Annotated in this window: 15 protein-coding genes; 8 read left to right on the top strand and 7 right to left on the bottom strand. The window is 56.3% G+C overall.

What is annotated here, in order from left to right:
• Positions 1 to 124: 124 nt before the first annotated feature.
• Complete coding sequence (gene speB, locus H3L94_RS11500) at positions 125 to 1,072, bottom strand: agmatinase (RefSeq protein ID WP_182122096.1); 948 nt, start codon at positions 1,070 to 1,072, stop codon at positions 125 to 127.
• 158 nt (positions 1,073 to 1,230) lie between these two features.
• Here speB and H3L94_RS11505 point away from each other — a divergent pair, with 158 nt between their 5' ends.
• Both H3L94_RS11505 and H3L94_RS11510 read left to right on the top strand, forming a co-directional pair.
• The gene (locus tag H3L94_RS11505; RefSeq protein WP_182122097.1) at positions 1,231 to 1,407 is read left to right on the top strand and encodes a hypothetical protein; all 177 of its coding nucleotides are present in this window, start codon (positions 1,231 to 1,233) and stop codon (positions 1,405 to 1,407) included.
• Between the two features lie 444 nt (positions 1,408 to 1,851).
• Entirely contained in the window at positions 1,852 to 2,775 is a 924-nt protein-coding gene (locus H3L94_RS11510) for a LysR family transcriptional regulator (protein ID WP_182122098.1), read from the top strand.
• Positions 2,776 to 3,085: 310 nt separating this feature from the next.
• Here the strand turns inward: H3L94_RS11510 and H3L94_RS11515 are convergent, their stop codons facing one another.
• Positions 3,086 to 4,105 (bottom strand): NADP-dependent oxidoreductase, encoded by a 1,020-nt coding sequence (locus H3L94_RS11515; RefSeq protein ID WP_244958769.1) that lies wholly within the window; start codon positions 4,103 to 4,105, stop codon positions 3,086 to 3,088.
• A gap of 315 nt (positions 4,106 to 4,420) precedes the next feature.
• Positions 4,421 to 4,969 carry a TetR/AcrR family transcriptional regulator gene (locus H3L94_RS11520; RefSeq protein WP_182122099.1) on the bottom strand — a complete coding sequence of 183 codons (549 nt, stop codon included), beginning with the start codon at positions 4,967 to 4,969 and terminating at the stop codon, positions 4,421 to 4,423.
• 8 nt (positions 4,970 to 4,977) lie between these two features.
• On the opposite strand from H3L94_RS11520, the gene H3L94_RS11525 reads away from it, so the two are divergent.
• Positions 4,978 to 5,559: an HPP family protein gene (locus H3L94_RS11525; protein WP_244958770.1), complete on the top strand. Its 582-nt coding sequence runs from the start codon at positions 4,978 to 4,980 to the stop codon at positions 5,557 to 5,559.
• Between the two features lie 73 nt (positions 5,560 to 5,632).
• Here H3L94_RS11525 and H3L94_RS11530 read toward each other — a convergent pair whose 3' ends face one another.
• The 3 genes from H3L94_RS11530 to H3L94_RS11540 form a co-directional block, all read right to left on the bottom strand.
• Positions 5,633 to 6,478: a CPBP family intramembrane glutamic endopeptidase gene (locus H3L94_RS11530; protein ID WP_182122100.1), complete on the bottom strand. Its 846-nt coding sequence runs from the start codon at positions 6,476 to 6,478 to the stop codon at positions 5,633 to 5,635.
• Positions 6,479 to 6,633: 155 nt separating this feature from the next.
• Positions 6,634 to 7,776, bottom strand: a complete 1,143-nt coding sequence (locus tag H3L94_RS11535) for an NADH-dependent flavin oxidoreductase (protein WP_182122101.1) — start codon at positions 7,774 to 7,776, stop codon at positions 6,634 to 6,636.
• Between the two features lie 38 nt (positions 7,777 to 7,814).
• Complete coding sequence (locus H3L94_RS11540) at positions 7,815 to 8,432, bottom strand: alpha/beta fold hydrolase (RefSeq protein WP_009120100.1); 618 nt, start codon at positions 8,430 to 8,432, stop codon at positions 7,815 to 7,817.
• A gap of 191 nt (positions 8,433 to 8,623) precedes the next feature.
• Here H3L94_RS11540 and H3L94_RS11545 point away from each other — a divergent pair, with 191 nt between their 5' ends.
• From H3L94_RS11545 to H3L94_RS11565, 5 genes are all read left to right on the top strand, one after another.
• Positions 8,624 to 9,100 (top strand): hypothetical protein, encoded by a 477-nt coding sequence (locus H3L94_RS11545; RefSeq protein WP_182122102.1) that lies wholly within the window; start codon positions 8,624 to 8,626, stop codon positions 9,098 to 9,100.
• Between the two features lie 49 nt (positions 9,101 to 9,149).
• Complete coding sequence (locus tag H3L94_RS11550) at positions 9,150 to 9,392, top strand: hypothetical protein (protein ID WP_182122103.1); 243 nt, start codon at positions 9,150 to 9,152, stop codon at positions 9,390 to 9,392.
• A gap of 509 nt (positions 9,393 to 9,901) precedes the next feature.
• Positions 9,902 to 10,366: a homoprotocatechuate degradation operon regulator HpaR gene (gene hpaR / locus H3L94_RS11555; protein ID WP_040661132.1), complete on the top strand. Its 465-nt coding sequence runs from the start codon at positions 9,902 to 9,904 to the stop codon at positions 10,364 to 10,366.
• A gap of 4 nt (positions 10,367 to 10,370) precedes the next feature.
• Entirely contained in the window at positions 10,371 to 10,877 is a 507-nt protein-coding gene (hpaC, locus tag H3L94_RS11560) for a 4-hydroxyphenylacetate 3-monooxygenase, reductase component (protein WP_009120107.1), read from the top strand.
• An 87-nt stretch (positions 10,878 to 10,964) separates the two neighbouring features.
• A complete protein-coding gene (locus H3L94_RS11565) occupies positions 10,965 to 11,762 on the top strand; it encodes a phosphatidate cytidylyltransferase (protein ID WP_182122104.1) in 798 nt (265 codons plus the stop codon).
• A 31-nt stretch (positions 11,763 to 11,793) separates the two neighbouring features.
• Here the strand turns inward: H3L94_RS11565 and H3L94_RS13110 are convergent.
• Positions 11,794 to 12,733 (bottom strand): IS630 family transposase gene (locus tag H3L94_RS13110; protein ID WP_182121299.1). Its coding sequence is split into 2 segments (ribosomal slippage): positions 11,794 to 12,399 and positions 12,401 to 12,733, totalling 939 coding nucleotides; the frame shifts between segments, so codons are not numbered across the junction.
• Positions 12,734 to 12,853: the final 120 nt, after the last annotated feature.

The following is a 12,853-nucleotide window of genomic DNA, read 5'->3' on the forward strand; positions in this document are numbered from 1 at the left end:
TCTCCTGATTATTCCGATTGCCTCCGCAGCCGCGCTGCGATTGGTCGGTGTTGCCCGACAAACAGAGTACGCGGCAGGGAAATCTGGCCCGGCTTTCGGAATGTTATTGGTTTTAAGGCCAGATTCAGCGGTCGTAGCGTACCCCGGGCAGCACGCATAACATTTCGAACAACAGATTGGCGGCCACCACGGAAGTGTTGCCGAAAGGATCATAGGGCGGCGCTACTTCCACCAAATCGCCCCCGACCACCCGGCAGCCACGCAGCCCGCGGATGATTTCCAGTGCCTGAGGCACGGTCAGGCCGCCGATTTCGGCGGTACCGGTACCCGGTGCATAGGCGGGATCAATGCCATCGATGTCAAAACTGATGTACACCGGCCCGTCTCCCATCTGCTCCCGAACTTCCGCCATCAAAGGCGCTAAAGATCGGTGCCAGCAAGCCTCTGCCGGCACCACGCGGAAACCCTGATCACGCGACCAATCAAACTCGTCGGCGCTGTAGCCGGTGCCGCGCAGACCAATCTGCACCACGCGGCGGCAATCCAGCAGGCCCTCCTCTACCGCCCGGCGAAACGGGGTGCCGTGGGCGATTTTTTCTCCGAACATTTCGTCGTTGATGTCGGCGTGGGCGTCCACATGCACCAAACCCACCGGACCGTGTTTGGCCGCCATGGCGCGCAGTATCGGCAACACCACCGTGTGGTCGCCGCCCAAAGTCAGCGGGACACAGTCGTGGGCCAGAATGTGGTCTCGGTAAAACGCTTCAATGATGTCAACACTTTTGAGCAGGTTGAAGGTATTGATCGGCACATCACCGATATCGGCTACCTGAAGGCTCTCGAAAGGTGCAGCGAAAGTGGCCACATTGTAGGGACGCAACATCCTGGATTCGTCACGGATTTGGCGCGGCCCCAAACGGGCGCCGGGGCGGTTGGAGGTGCCGATATCGAGCGGAATGCCGACAAAGGCCGCGTCTAATCCTGCCGCATCGGCTTGAAAAGGCAGACGCATCATGGTGGCAATGCCACCGCAACGCGGCATGGCATTGCCGCTGAGGGGTTGGTTGAACATGGTCAGGCTCCTGAATGTAGAAATGGATAGGCATCAATGGGCCAGGAAAACGGTCTGGTTGCGCGTCCGCCAACGGACTGAACGCCTGTTCATCACCGTTTTTACCGCCATAAAGCCCCACTGTCCGCACATGGGCTAAAGCTGAAAGCACTGGCGGCTTGGGCAGCCTCGCTGTCATGCAGGCAGCGGGCGGATGGCAGGTTTTTCTCTCCTGCTGCCCGCAGACAAAAACAAAAATAAAAGTTTTTGGCCGCCGTTTCTATGCCGAATTTCTGATGCCAACATTCGAAATTGAAATGTTTGTACCGAAAGCAGCCGATTCAAACCACGCGTGACCACCAAACCGAACACCGGGTACGGCCCTTGCGGAATATGAATGAGAATGAAATGGGGAAGACAGAACAGCCGAACGGCTGGTGACACCGAGCCGGATAAGACCCGAAAAAAAGATAAGAAAAATAAGCGTTTTTTTGGGAGAGCAGAAACGATTGCTTCAAAATGTGTCGGTAAAAAAAACTGCCCGAATGTTTTCAGGTAGCCTGAAACCTGGGCAAAACCTTCAGATGCGCAGGCAGCTCAAGGGGCGGCAACGCCAAGAGTCTGAAAGCAAAAAACCCTACGGGACAAGATATCATGGGGCACGAACACACCAAGCCTTAATCCGCCGCAGCTGGGACTTTGCCCAGACTTCCGCCTTATCATCTGCCGCCAATCTCTGATCGGCGCTATATTTCAGTCAACATCCGGCCTTGCCGGGCTACAGAATCGGGGAAATTGTGATGCTCCACACCTTGCTGAAACATGACATCAAAGCACTTCAGGCTTTTGTGGCCATTGTCGAATGCCGCGGGATCAGCGCCGCCCAAGCACGGCTCAATATGTCCCAGTCGGCCATCAGCACGCATTTGGCGCACTTGGAAAGCAGCTTGGATACCAAGCTGTGTCGCCGGGGACGCAGCGGTTTTGAGCTGACCCGTACCGGAGAACAACTCTATCAAGCCTGCTTGCGCCTGTTGCACGCCACCCGCGAATTTCACCATGAAGTGCAGGGAATCCGACGGCGGAACGAACAGTTTTCAGGCACTTTGCGCTTGTGCATGGTGGACCATATGCCGGACCGCTTCACTCAGGCGCTCGCAGAAACCATCCGCCAGGCTTACCGCCGCCATCCCGATTTGCGTTTGACCGCCGATGTGCGCTCTCCGCAAGAGATGGAAACCGCAGTGGCCTCAAAGCAAACCGACTTGGGGTTCGGCTATTTTGCCCAGCCGCTGAAAAATCTGCGCTACCTCCCGGTGTGGGAAGAAACCCAACACATTTACTGCCACCGCGACCACCCTGCGGCCGGCGAGCCGGCACTGACCATCGGACAATTGGAATCCGATTATGCCTGGGTCAGACGCGGCTACCTGCTCTCGCCTTCGCTTTCGACACTGTCACCGCAACAGATCACGGCCACCGCCTATCACATGGAAGTCACCCTGCTGTTTATCTTGGCCGGCAGCCACATCGGCTTCTTGCCTCAGGATTACGCTGCCCCGTTGGTGGCAGAAGGAACCCTAAAAGCGCTGCTGCCCGCGCAAACGGCTTATCAGGTGGCACACATGGCGGTATTCCGGCCGGAATCCGATCCGCGGGTGGATTGGGTATTGCAACAACTGTTGGCCGGCTTGGCGACAGAGTCAGGTTCACCCCAAACGTAATAGATTATGCCTCCAGCAGGCGTTGCCGCGGTATTTTGGGTCAGAACCCGCATCGGCAGTATCTATCCCGCCAGCCATTTGCTTTTCAGGTAGCCTGAGACCTTTGCAAAATCCCCAGATGTGTTGCAGTTCAAAGCGTAGCAGCGCAGCGAGCGTGAGCGCCTGCAATCCGCGTGGGGCAGACATCTCACACGATAGACAAGCAAGCGAGCATACCCATAGAGTATAACCGAAGAACGCAGAAATGCGCCGCAGATGGGACTTTTGCAAAGGTCTCAGCCTGTTTGGGCCAAGTGAAGGTGGGCCGAAACTAAGACTGTTCAGGCAGCAGCTGTACCACGATTTTGCCTTTTGCCCGTCCGCTTTCGGCATAATCCAATGCAGCTTGCGTTTCGGCAAAGGGGAAGATGCGGTCGATCACGGGCACGATTGCGCCCGCCTCTATCAGCCGAGTAATTTCGGCCAATTGCGCTCCGCTGGCGCGCATGAACAAGAAATCGTAATGCACGCGGTAGCGCTTTTCCAGCCGCTGCAAGGGCAGAGTGGCGGCGGCAAACAGCCATTGTTTCCATGCCGGCAGCTGCCATTCACGGGCAAAACGGGCGGTGGGCAGGGCGGAGACGGAAACGATGTGTCCGCCCGGTTTGAGGATGCGGAAAGACTGTTTGAGCGCGTCGCCGCCCAAAGTGTCCAACACCGCATCGTAAGCGTGCAACACGTCGGCAAAATTTTCTTCGCGGTAGTTGATGATGTGGTCGGCACCCAAACGCGCCACCAGATCATGTCCGGCGGGGCTGGCGGTGGTGGCCGCATAAGCGCCGATGTGTTTGGCCAGCTGAATGGCAAACGTACCCAAACCGCCCGCACCGGCGTGAATCAGGATTTTATCGCCCGCTTTCAGGCGCAGGGCTTCGTAAAACGCTTGGTAGGCGGTCAGACCCACCAAGGGAATCGAGGCGGCTTCGGCAAAGCTTAAATTGGCGGGCTTGGCGGCAATATCGTCTTTATGCACGGCGATGTATTCGGCAAAGGTGCCGATGCGCGACTTCGCGGGGCGGCCGTAAACGGCATCGCCTGTTTTGAAGCGTTGCACCGCTTGGCCGGTTTTCACCACCGTTCCGGCAAAATCGTTGCCCAAAATCAGCGGCATATCGTAATGCAGCAGGATTTTGACTTTGCCGTCACGGATTTTGAAATCAATCGGGTTCACGCTGGCGGCATGAATGGCCACCAAAACCTCATGGTCCCGGATTTCGGGCATGGGCATGGTGCTCATTTGGAGCGGTGTTTTGCCGTAACGGCTGATGGTCATGGCTTGCATGCTTGGCATCTAGATTCCTTGTTGCTCAGCGGATGAGTGCGGTACAGTTGCTGTTTGCACGCATCTCATACCATTGTAAATAATTGTTTTTCCAAAAATGGCTATTATCGGATGGCTTTTCAGGTAACCTGTGTGATCCAGAAGCGCTTTGAAAAGAGCAAGTGTAGCGATCAGGCCGGGTTTTCGCGCCCTTGAAAATCTTTGAGGCTACCTGAAACATTGTTCTGGCAACACAGTAGGGTAACGGCAGGCTTGTTCACCATCTTCTATGCTGTTTTCAGACAGGTAGTGGGGTTTCAGGCAAACTCGGTGCTTGGCTCATATTCAAGAACCCGACCCACGTTCATCAATCAGATTAGCCATTTCTTCTATGGAACAGGCCAAATCTTGTCCGCTTTGTGCGGCAACAATCCATCCTTCCCCAATCATAAATAACATATCGGCTTTTTTGTCCGACTCAGGCACGCCGCAGCTTTGCAAACGTTGACGCAGAATTTGCCTGACTTCGGACTTATGTCGGCTTGATTTTTGATGCGGCATGCTCGCCTTATCGGAATACTCGGCACACGCGTTGATAAACATGCAGCCGTGAAAATCGGCAGATTGTGTCCAATTGATAATGAAATCGAGATAAGCATAAGCCGTTTGCTGCTCCGCATAACACGCTAATGCATCAATCATATTTTGGATAAATTGCTCGTGCCGGTATTGCAAAACGGCTTCAATCAGACCTTCTTTGCTGCCGAAATGCGCATAAAGTGTCCGTTTGGTCGTATTGGCCTGCGCTGCCAACAACTCTACACCGCAGGCATGAAAGCCTCGACGATAAAACGTTTGATAAGCAGTTTCTAAGATTTTCTGACGGATATCCATGTGAACCCTTGTTCAAATATACCGAACGGTATATTATTGGTATACCAATCGGTGTATTCAATTTAATTGATACGGATAATCATATGGTCGATAAACCACGCTTTCAAGCAACAGAAAACTGCCCGCCTCGCCTGCCTTGGAAAACCATTGGGTTTGCTTGGCTTGGCGCCGTCTTGGCCACAGCAGCTTTCGCGGGTTTGGGAAACACTCTGGTGTTGCCTTTGGTGTTAGGTTCTTTCGGAGCAAGCTGTTTATTGGTATTTGCCTACCCGCAAAGCCCGTTTGCACAGTCTCGAAATGTAATAGGCGGGCATTTTGTCGCCACCTTGACGGGTTTGATACTTATGGGCATTTTCGGTTCTGGCTGGTGGAGTATGGCGCTTGCGGTCGGAACAGCTATTGCCTTGATGCTTATTTTACGCGTTCCGCATCCTCCTGCCGGTTCAAATCCATTGATCGTGATGTTGGGCGGGGTAGGCTGGGATTTTTTATTGACACCTACATTGTTAGGTTCCCTGATTTTGGTAGCGGTTGCTTTGTTCTATAACAATTGGGGTGAAGGTAGACGCTATCCGACTTATTGGTTTTAGTTTTCACAGCTTGGTTTTAATGATGCCTGCCTGAAAAGTATTTTCAGACAGGCATGGTTTTTCAGACGGCCTTTCAGGTAGCCTGTTTAAACTGAGGCCGTCTGAAAAACAAAGCCCGCTCTTTCCACAGCACCCATGCAGTCAACAGCAGCAGAATGCCGGTTTGAATCACTTTACTGTCGGGGTGGGTTTGGAAGATCTCGTTGCCGAGATTGGCGACCAAATGAAACAGCAGCGCCACCATAATACTGCGCCCGCTTTTCAGATACAGCCAGTTCATCAGTAGCACAAACATCACCATGCTGGCGACAAAATTGGCGGTGTAAAGCCAGCCTTGCGCCACCAGTTCGCTGTGGTAATAGCCTTTCACCAAGCCCAACGGTATATGCCACAGCGCCCAGTACACGGTAAAAATCAGCGACGCGGCAAACAGGCTGAAGCGCGACAGCAGCGCGTCCGTGCCGTAGGAGTGCCACGCCAGCTCTTCCAGCACCGCCCCGAGCACCAAAGCCAGCCACGGCGAAATCAGCGCCGAAGTAAACGAAGGGCTACCTGAAATATGGAACTGCCCGGCAGAATAGCCAAATAACAGCGACACGCCCTGCGCCAACACCAGCGACAGCGGCGGCAACAGCACCGCCGCCAGCCAATACCGTTTGCGCACGCCGGAAAAACGCAAACGCAACAAAGCATCCGCCCGCAGAGAAGGCTGCCGCCACAACAACCCCGCCGCCAAACACACCGGCGCGAGCAAACCGGCCAACAGCAAGGCCGTGAGTAAACCTTTGTGCCCGCCGTCGGGCTGGTGGCTGAAGTAAGCCGCCGCCAACCAAGCCGCCCACGGCAGCAACAGCGACCCAGCGAAGAAAAACACGGGCCGGTAAACCGCGGGGTTGACGATGTATTGGGTTGGCGTCATCGGTGGCTCCTTGTTGTTTGTGCAAGTATGTTTTTCAGACGGTATCACTTCATGATGCAACCGTATGGTTGGCACCCTTGCGCTTTGTATGATTCAAACTTGCAAGTCTGAGTGGCGGGCAGGAATGCCTGCCCTACGCATAAAAACCTATCGAATCAAATATCCACCGGCTGCCAGTTTTTGCTGCCTTTCACCGGCGGCAGGTAGGCCAACCCCATTTGGCATTGCTGCCACAATCGTTCGGGAATGCGGTAACGGTCGGCTTTGTCGGGGTCGAGTTCGCACACGATTTCGGCTTCGCGGCCGCTTTCAATCAGCGCGACCAAATCGGGGTTAATCATCACGGTTTTGCCTAGTGCGATGAATTCCGCCCAGCCGGTTTGGTAGGCTGCCAAAATTTGTTCGGTGCTGAAAAGGTTGCCTACGCCGATCAGGGGCAGTTTGCCGCCGATGCGTCGGTGTATCTGCTCGATGCGCGTCAAATTTGTGTCGGCTCCGCGGCGGGCTTTTTTGTAGAAATCCCAAAGCGAAACGTGCAGGTATTGCAGCGGTTTCTGCACCATGGCATCAATCAGCGCGAACGTGTCCTGCATGGTCAGGCCGTTGTCGCCGCCTTCTTCGGGCGAGAAACGGTAGCCGAGGATGAAATCGGGAAGGTTGTGTTTGCGGCGCACGGCATCGACGGCATCGACGATGGCCAGCGAAAAGCGCAAGCGGTTGGACAGGCTGCCGCCCCATGCGTCGTCGCGGCGGTTGCTTTGGGCGGACACGAACTGCTGAATCAGGTAGCCGTTGGCACCGTGTATTTCCACGCCGTCGAAACCTGCCTGAAGCGCCAACTCGGCGGCACGGGCAAAGGCTTCAATCAGTGCGCGGATTTCCGGTTCGGTGAGCGCGCGCGAACCGCTGGCTTCGTCGTCCGACGGGGCCACTTTGTCGGCACCTTCCAGCAAATCGGCCATCGCTTTGGTGCCGCCGTGATGAAGCTGCAAAACGGCTTTGGCGCCTTGTTCGTGCGCAATCTGCGCCACTTCTTGCAAGCTCGGCAAGTCTTCCGCGCCGATGGCTTCCGGTTGTCCGCCGAACGCTTTGCCTTCGGGCGACACCAGCGTGGCGGCGGCGATAAACAGGCCGAAGCCTTCAAAGCGGTTTTGCAAAAAACGGCGCTCGCCCTCGCTGATGCTGCCGTCTGCGTTGGAAGCCCAATGCGTCATGGGCGCGACCACCAAACGGTTTTTCACGACCACGCCGTTGTTGAGCGTGTAGGGTTGGAAAAGCGGGGTGTATTTCGGGTTCATTGTGTATCACTTTCTTGTGTTTCAGACAGGCATGGTTTTCAGACGGCCTCATTCAAATAATCGCGAATCAGCGCCGCTACTTCCGCCGCATGAGTGTGTGCCACATCGTGCCCGCCATGCGGTATCACTGCCAACTCGGCATTCGGCAATGCCTGCTGCAAAAAACGTCCGACGGCAGGCGGGCTGATGCGGTCATCGCCGCCCCAAATCAGCAGCACGGGCGCTTGAATCTCGGCAAAATCCGGTGACAAATCGCAATCCGCCTCTACAAACCATGTCGGCAGCTGCGGCTGCTCCAACAGATAAGCGCTGCGCCAGTCTTCCGCACCGAAAGCCGATACATCCATGCCGCCGGATGTGGCAACCAGCACCAAACCTCGCACTTGCTCGGGCTGGCACAAAGCCGCCTGCATGGCAATGATGCCGCCCATCGATTGCGCTACCAGCACAGTAGGCTCTTGAATTTTTGCCAATACCCAGTCGCACAAACCAGCAAAATCCTGAACGGCTGGGTGAGGAGGCTGTCCGGCAAATTCAGGATAAGTCTGTACGGTACAGCAGCAATCCGACGGCATCAAATCCGCCACCGGCTGCCAAAATGCCGGATCACCCGACGCGCCGGGTAAAAACAAAATGGATTTGTTTCGGCTATTCACAATTAAATCTTCCTTGCGCTGATCGTTAGGGTAGTTTGCTGATGCGGTTTAATCGACAGCAGGCTACCTGAAAACAGTCCGATGTTTTCGCCCCGAATGCGGACGGCTTTCAGGTAGCCTGATTTGCTACACCGCCGGCATCTGTTAGGATAAAGGCTCTGAATCATGCATCGCAACCATCAGGGAAAATCATGTCCGGCCCATACTATGCCCCGCGTTACAGCCGCGCCGTCCGCATCCGCTTTGCAGTGGTGTTCGGCCTGATCGGTTGCTGGCTGCATTTCATCTTTTTTCCCGCCTTCCACGATTTCGCCAACCATGCCGACTGCCGCAGCCTGTGGGGCATCCCCGGCTATATCGTGGTGTTCTACGGCAGCACCTTCGGCCCTGTTTTGCTGCTGGTGCTGTTTGCGGCTTGGCTGCTGCCGGACGCTCTGTGCATGCTGCGCAGCAAGCAATATCCGCCGCCGGGGCGCAAAACCTGGAGGAAAATCCGCGTGCGGCACGGGTGGCCGGCGCTGTGGCGGGCCTGGCTCGGAATCGCCTTGTTGCCGGCCAGTTTGGGCTTGGTGCTTTATGCCGCAATGGTGGCAGACGATTTGACCGAACGCTACCGTGCCGCCCATCCCAAGGGCGTGGTTTGTGAAAGCGAGCCAGCGCTGCCGTAAAGACAAACCACTGGTTTTTGTGCTGATCTCAGATGAAAGGAGCTTTGTCATGCGTTTACCCGTCGGTTCCGTCATTATTCTGATTTGCGGCTTATGCGCCCTGATTCCCGGCCTGATGACGCTGCTGGGCATGGGCGATTGGATACATGAAGTGCTCAACCAGCCGATTGGCGGCATCGCCCTGCTGATTATCGGCGGCTGTTACCTGCTGGCCGCTTTGTTTCCGCTGTTCGCCACCTATCTGACCCGTCGCGAACAAGGCAAAGCGCCTTTTGACGAAGCAGACCGCTAATCGGATTCAGAAAGTGTTTGTTTTGTGTGGGTTCGGGCCAGACCCGCTCCCTTCGGCAGGCTGAGACCTTTGCAAAAACCCCTGATGTGGATGCAGTTCAAGGCGTAGCAGCGCAGCGAACGTGAACGCTAGGAATCCCTGTGCGACAGACATATCACACGATAGGCAAGTGAGCGAGCAGTACCCATAGGGCATAAACGCACAACGCAGAAATGCGACGCAGATGGGGTTTTGCCAAGGTCTCAGGCCGTTGCGCCGGCAGTTTTGATCGAAAATACCGCTTTCACGGAAATTGTGAACAGGTTCATGCTGCTCAAGCGAATTTCCAACCCGCCCCCGGCCGATTCATAGCCGAGCGCTTTGGTTGCGATTGACGCAATCAAGCGGCAGACACGTTTCCAGCCTGGCTGCGGAAGGGCTATAATCCGATTATTAAAATTGAAAGAAACAAAATCCGGCGGCCTGCGCCTGATGCCGCCTGTTCATAACCGAAGGGAATGTTTGCCATTATGATCCACCCGTCCAAACACATGTCGCTCAACATCGCCCTGATTCAAGCGCGCGAAGCCTTGATGACCCATTTCCGCCCTCTGCTGAACGAAGTCGGGCTGACTGACCAACAATGGCGGATTCTGCGCTTGCTGGCAGAAAACGGCACCATGGATTTCCAAGATTTGGCCCGTACCGCCTGCATTCTGCGCCCCAGCCTCACCGGCATCCTCACCCGTTTGGAAAAAATGGACTTGGTGATGCGCCTGAAACCCGCCAGCGACCAGCGCCGTGTTTTCCTCAAACTCACTTCCCTAGGCGAACGCACTTACACCGATTTCGTCAACCAAATCGACAAGCACTACGACATCATCGAAACCCTGATGCCGAAAGACAAAATCGACCAGTTACACACCCTGCTGGCCGAATTGGCCACCATCGGCGTTGAAGACGACAAAAAATACGCTGCCGTTGCGAAATCCTGAATCCATGCTGCCAGAACATCCGCCACATCCCCTGCAAACCGCCTTCCGCGAGGCCATGTCGGCCTGTGCCGCCGGCGTGCACATCATCACCACCAACGGCCAGGCCGGCCGCTACGGCATCACCATGACGGCCGTTACTTCGATCACCGACCAGCCGCCCACCGTGATGCTGTGCATCAACAGCCACGCCCGCATCGTTCCCCTGCTGGAAACCAACGGGCGCTTGTGCATCAATGTCTTGGCCGCAGACCAACAGGATGCGGCCGAACATTTCGCCGGTATCACCCGTCTCACCCCCGAAGAGCGGTTTCTCCACCATATCTGGGCCGAAGGCCCCACCGGACAGCCGCAAGTCACCGGTGCCTTGGCACACATGCACGGCGAAATCGTGCAGCACACCACCGTCGGCACCCACCGCGTCCTGTTTGTGGAGATCGGCCACATCAGCGTACACGACACCGCCGCGCCGGCGCTCACCTATTTCCGCCGCCGCTTCGGCAGCTTGGTTTAATCCCTTACCGGCGAAAAACACTGCAATCCGGTTCAAGGCAATAAGCAAGGAGCTGGCCGGCGTCAAAAGGCTACCTGAAAGACCATTATGTTGAAACTACGCATTCTCACCGCCCTCGTGCTGCTGCCGCTGATGCTCGGCATGCTCTTCGGCGCCGGCAACGGCTTGTGGGCTGCCTTCAGCGGCCTCATCGCCCTCATCGCCCTTTGGGAATACAGCCGCTTATGCGGCATGGGTCCGGGCATGCAAAAACCTTATCTGGCCGGTACCGCCTTATTCATGTGGTTGGCCCATGCCGGCGGTTGGCAGCTGCCCGCACCGGCATGGTGGGGCGTACTCGGCTTTTGGCTGATGGCCATGCCCTTGTGGCTGAAAAACAAATGGCGGCTGCGCCCGGATTGGAAAGGCATGGCCGCGGGTTGGCTGCTGATGCTGCCGTTTTGGTTTGCCCTCATCGGTCTGCGCCCGAACGGCGAAGACGCCGTCTCCCTGCTGGCGGTAATGATGTTGGTTTGGGTGGCCGATGTGTTTGCCTATGTTTTCGGCAAACTGTGGGGCAAAAGAAAACTCGCGCCCACCATCAGCCCCGGCAAAAGCTGGGAGGGCGTGGCCGGCGCCCTGTTTGCCGTAGTCTTATACATGAGCTGGGCACGTTCGGCCGGCTGGCTGGGCTTTGATATGTCTTGGTTGGGCACCGTGCTGGTAGCCGTTTTGCTCACCGCCACCGGTATCTGTGGCGATTTGTTGGAAAGCTGGCTGAAACGTGCCGCCGGCGTCAAAGACAGCAGCCATCTGCTGCCCGGCCATGGCGGCGTATTCGACCGCGTGGATTCGCTGATTGCGGTACTGAGCGTTTATACCGCCGTACTCGCGTTATTCGCCTGAATGTGCCCCGCTCCATTAGAGCAATTTCGATTTAATTCATTACATACCCAGCTGATTTGAAGTAATTGGCACACTCTTGAGCCGAGAACAAATCAACCAGCTGCCCCATGCGCTGCCACAGCGCACCCACCGTGCGCTCGCCCGCCCTGCGCAGCAGCGCCTTGAACTTGGCAAACAGCTTCTCGATGGGGTTCAAATCCGGCGAGTACGGCGGCAGATAGCGAATGCTGGCGCCCACGCCTTCGATGGCTTCTCGCACGCCCGCCACTTTGTGGCTGGAGAGGTTGTCGGCAATGACGATGTCGCCAGGGCGAAGTGTCGGGCACCGAAAGGTTTTGACCCACGCCAGAAACACGGCGCCATTGATGGGGCCATCGGTCACCATGGGGGCCGTCAGTGCATCACAGCGCAAGGCGGCAATGAAGGTGCTGGTCTTCCAGTGCCCATGCGGGGCGCTGGCCACGCAGCGTTGACCGCGCGGGGCGCGCCCGCGCAGCGGCGTCATGCAGGTGCTGCTCCAGGTCTCGTCCAGAAATACCAGGCGCCTGGCATCGAGCCGGGCCTGCTGCTGTATCCAGCTCGCCCGTGCCTGCTGCACGTCTTCACGCTCCTGCTCGCTGGCGTGCAGCGTTTTTTTTGAAGCTCAGCCGCCATTTGTTGAGCTGGTGCCACAAGGCCGAGGGTTTGATGCTGATGCCATGCTCGCCCAAACGCTCGCACATTTGCACCAAGGTCAGATCGGGATCGGCCTTGATCCAGTCGCGGATCATGCCCTCTACTGGCGCCAGCCGGGAGATGCGCTTGCCGCCTTGCTGCCTGCTGCTGCGCTCGCCTTCTTTTTCGAAGCGATCACGCACCCGATATACCCACATGCGGCTGACTTCATAACGACGGGCAATGGCGCTGGGGCGCTCTCCGCGCTCCAGCGCTCCCAGTACTCGATCTCGCAGGTCTTGCGAATAGGCGCGCATCTCATGCTCCGGCTGCCAGAAAAAACCTATTATGTAACGTTTTTAGTCGAAGTTGCTCTAATCTGAAGGTCTCGGGCTACCTGAAATGCTCTCTGCGGGTATCAAACACAATAAAGCTGC

This window comes from Neisseria shayeganii, assembly GCF_014054965.1.
GTDB classification, from domain to species: Bacteria; Pseudomonadota; Gammaproteobacteria; order Burkholderiales; family Neisseriaceae; genus Eikenella; species Eikenella shayeganii.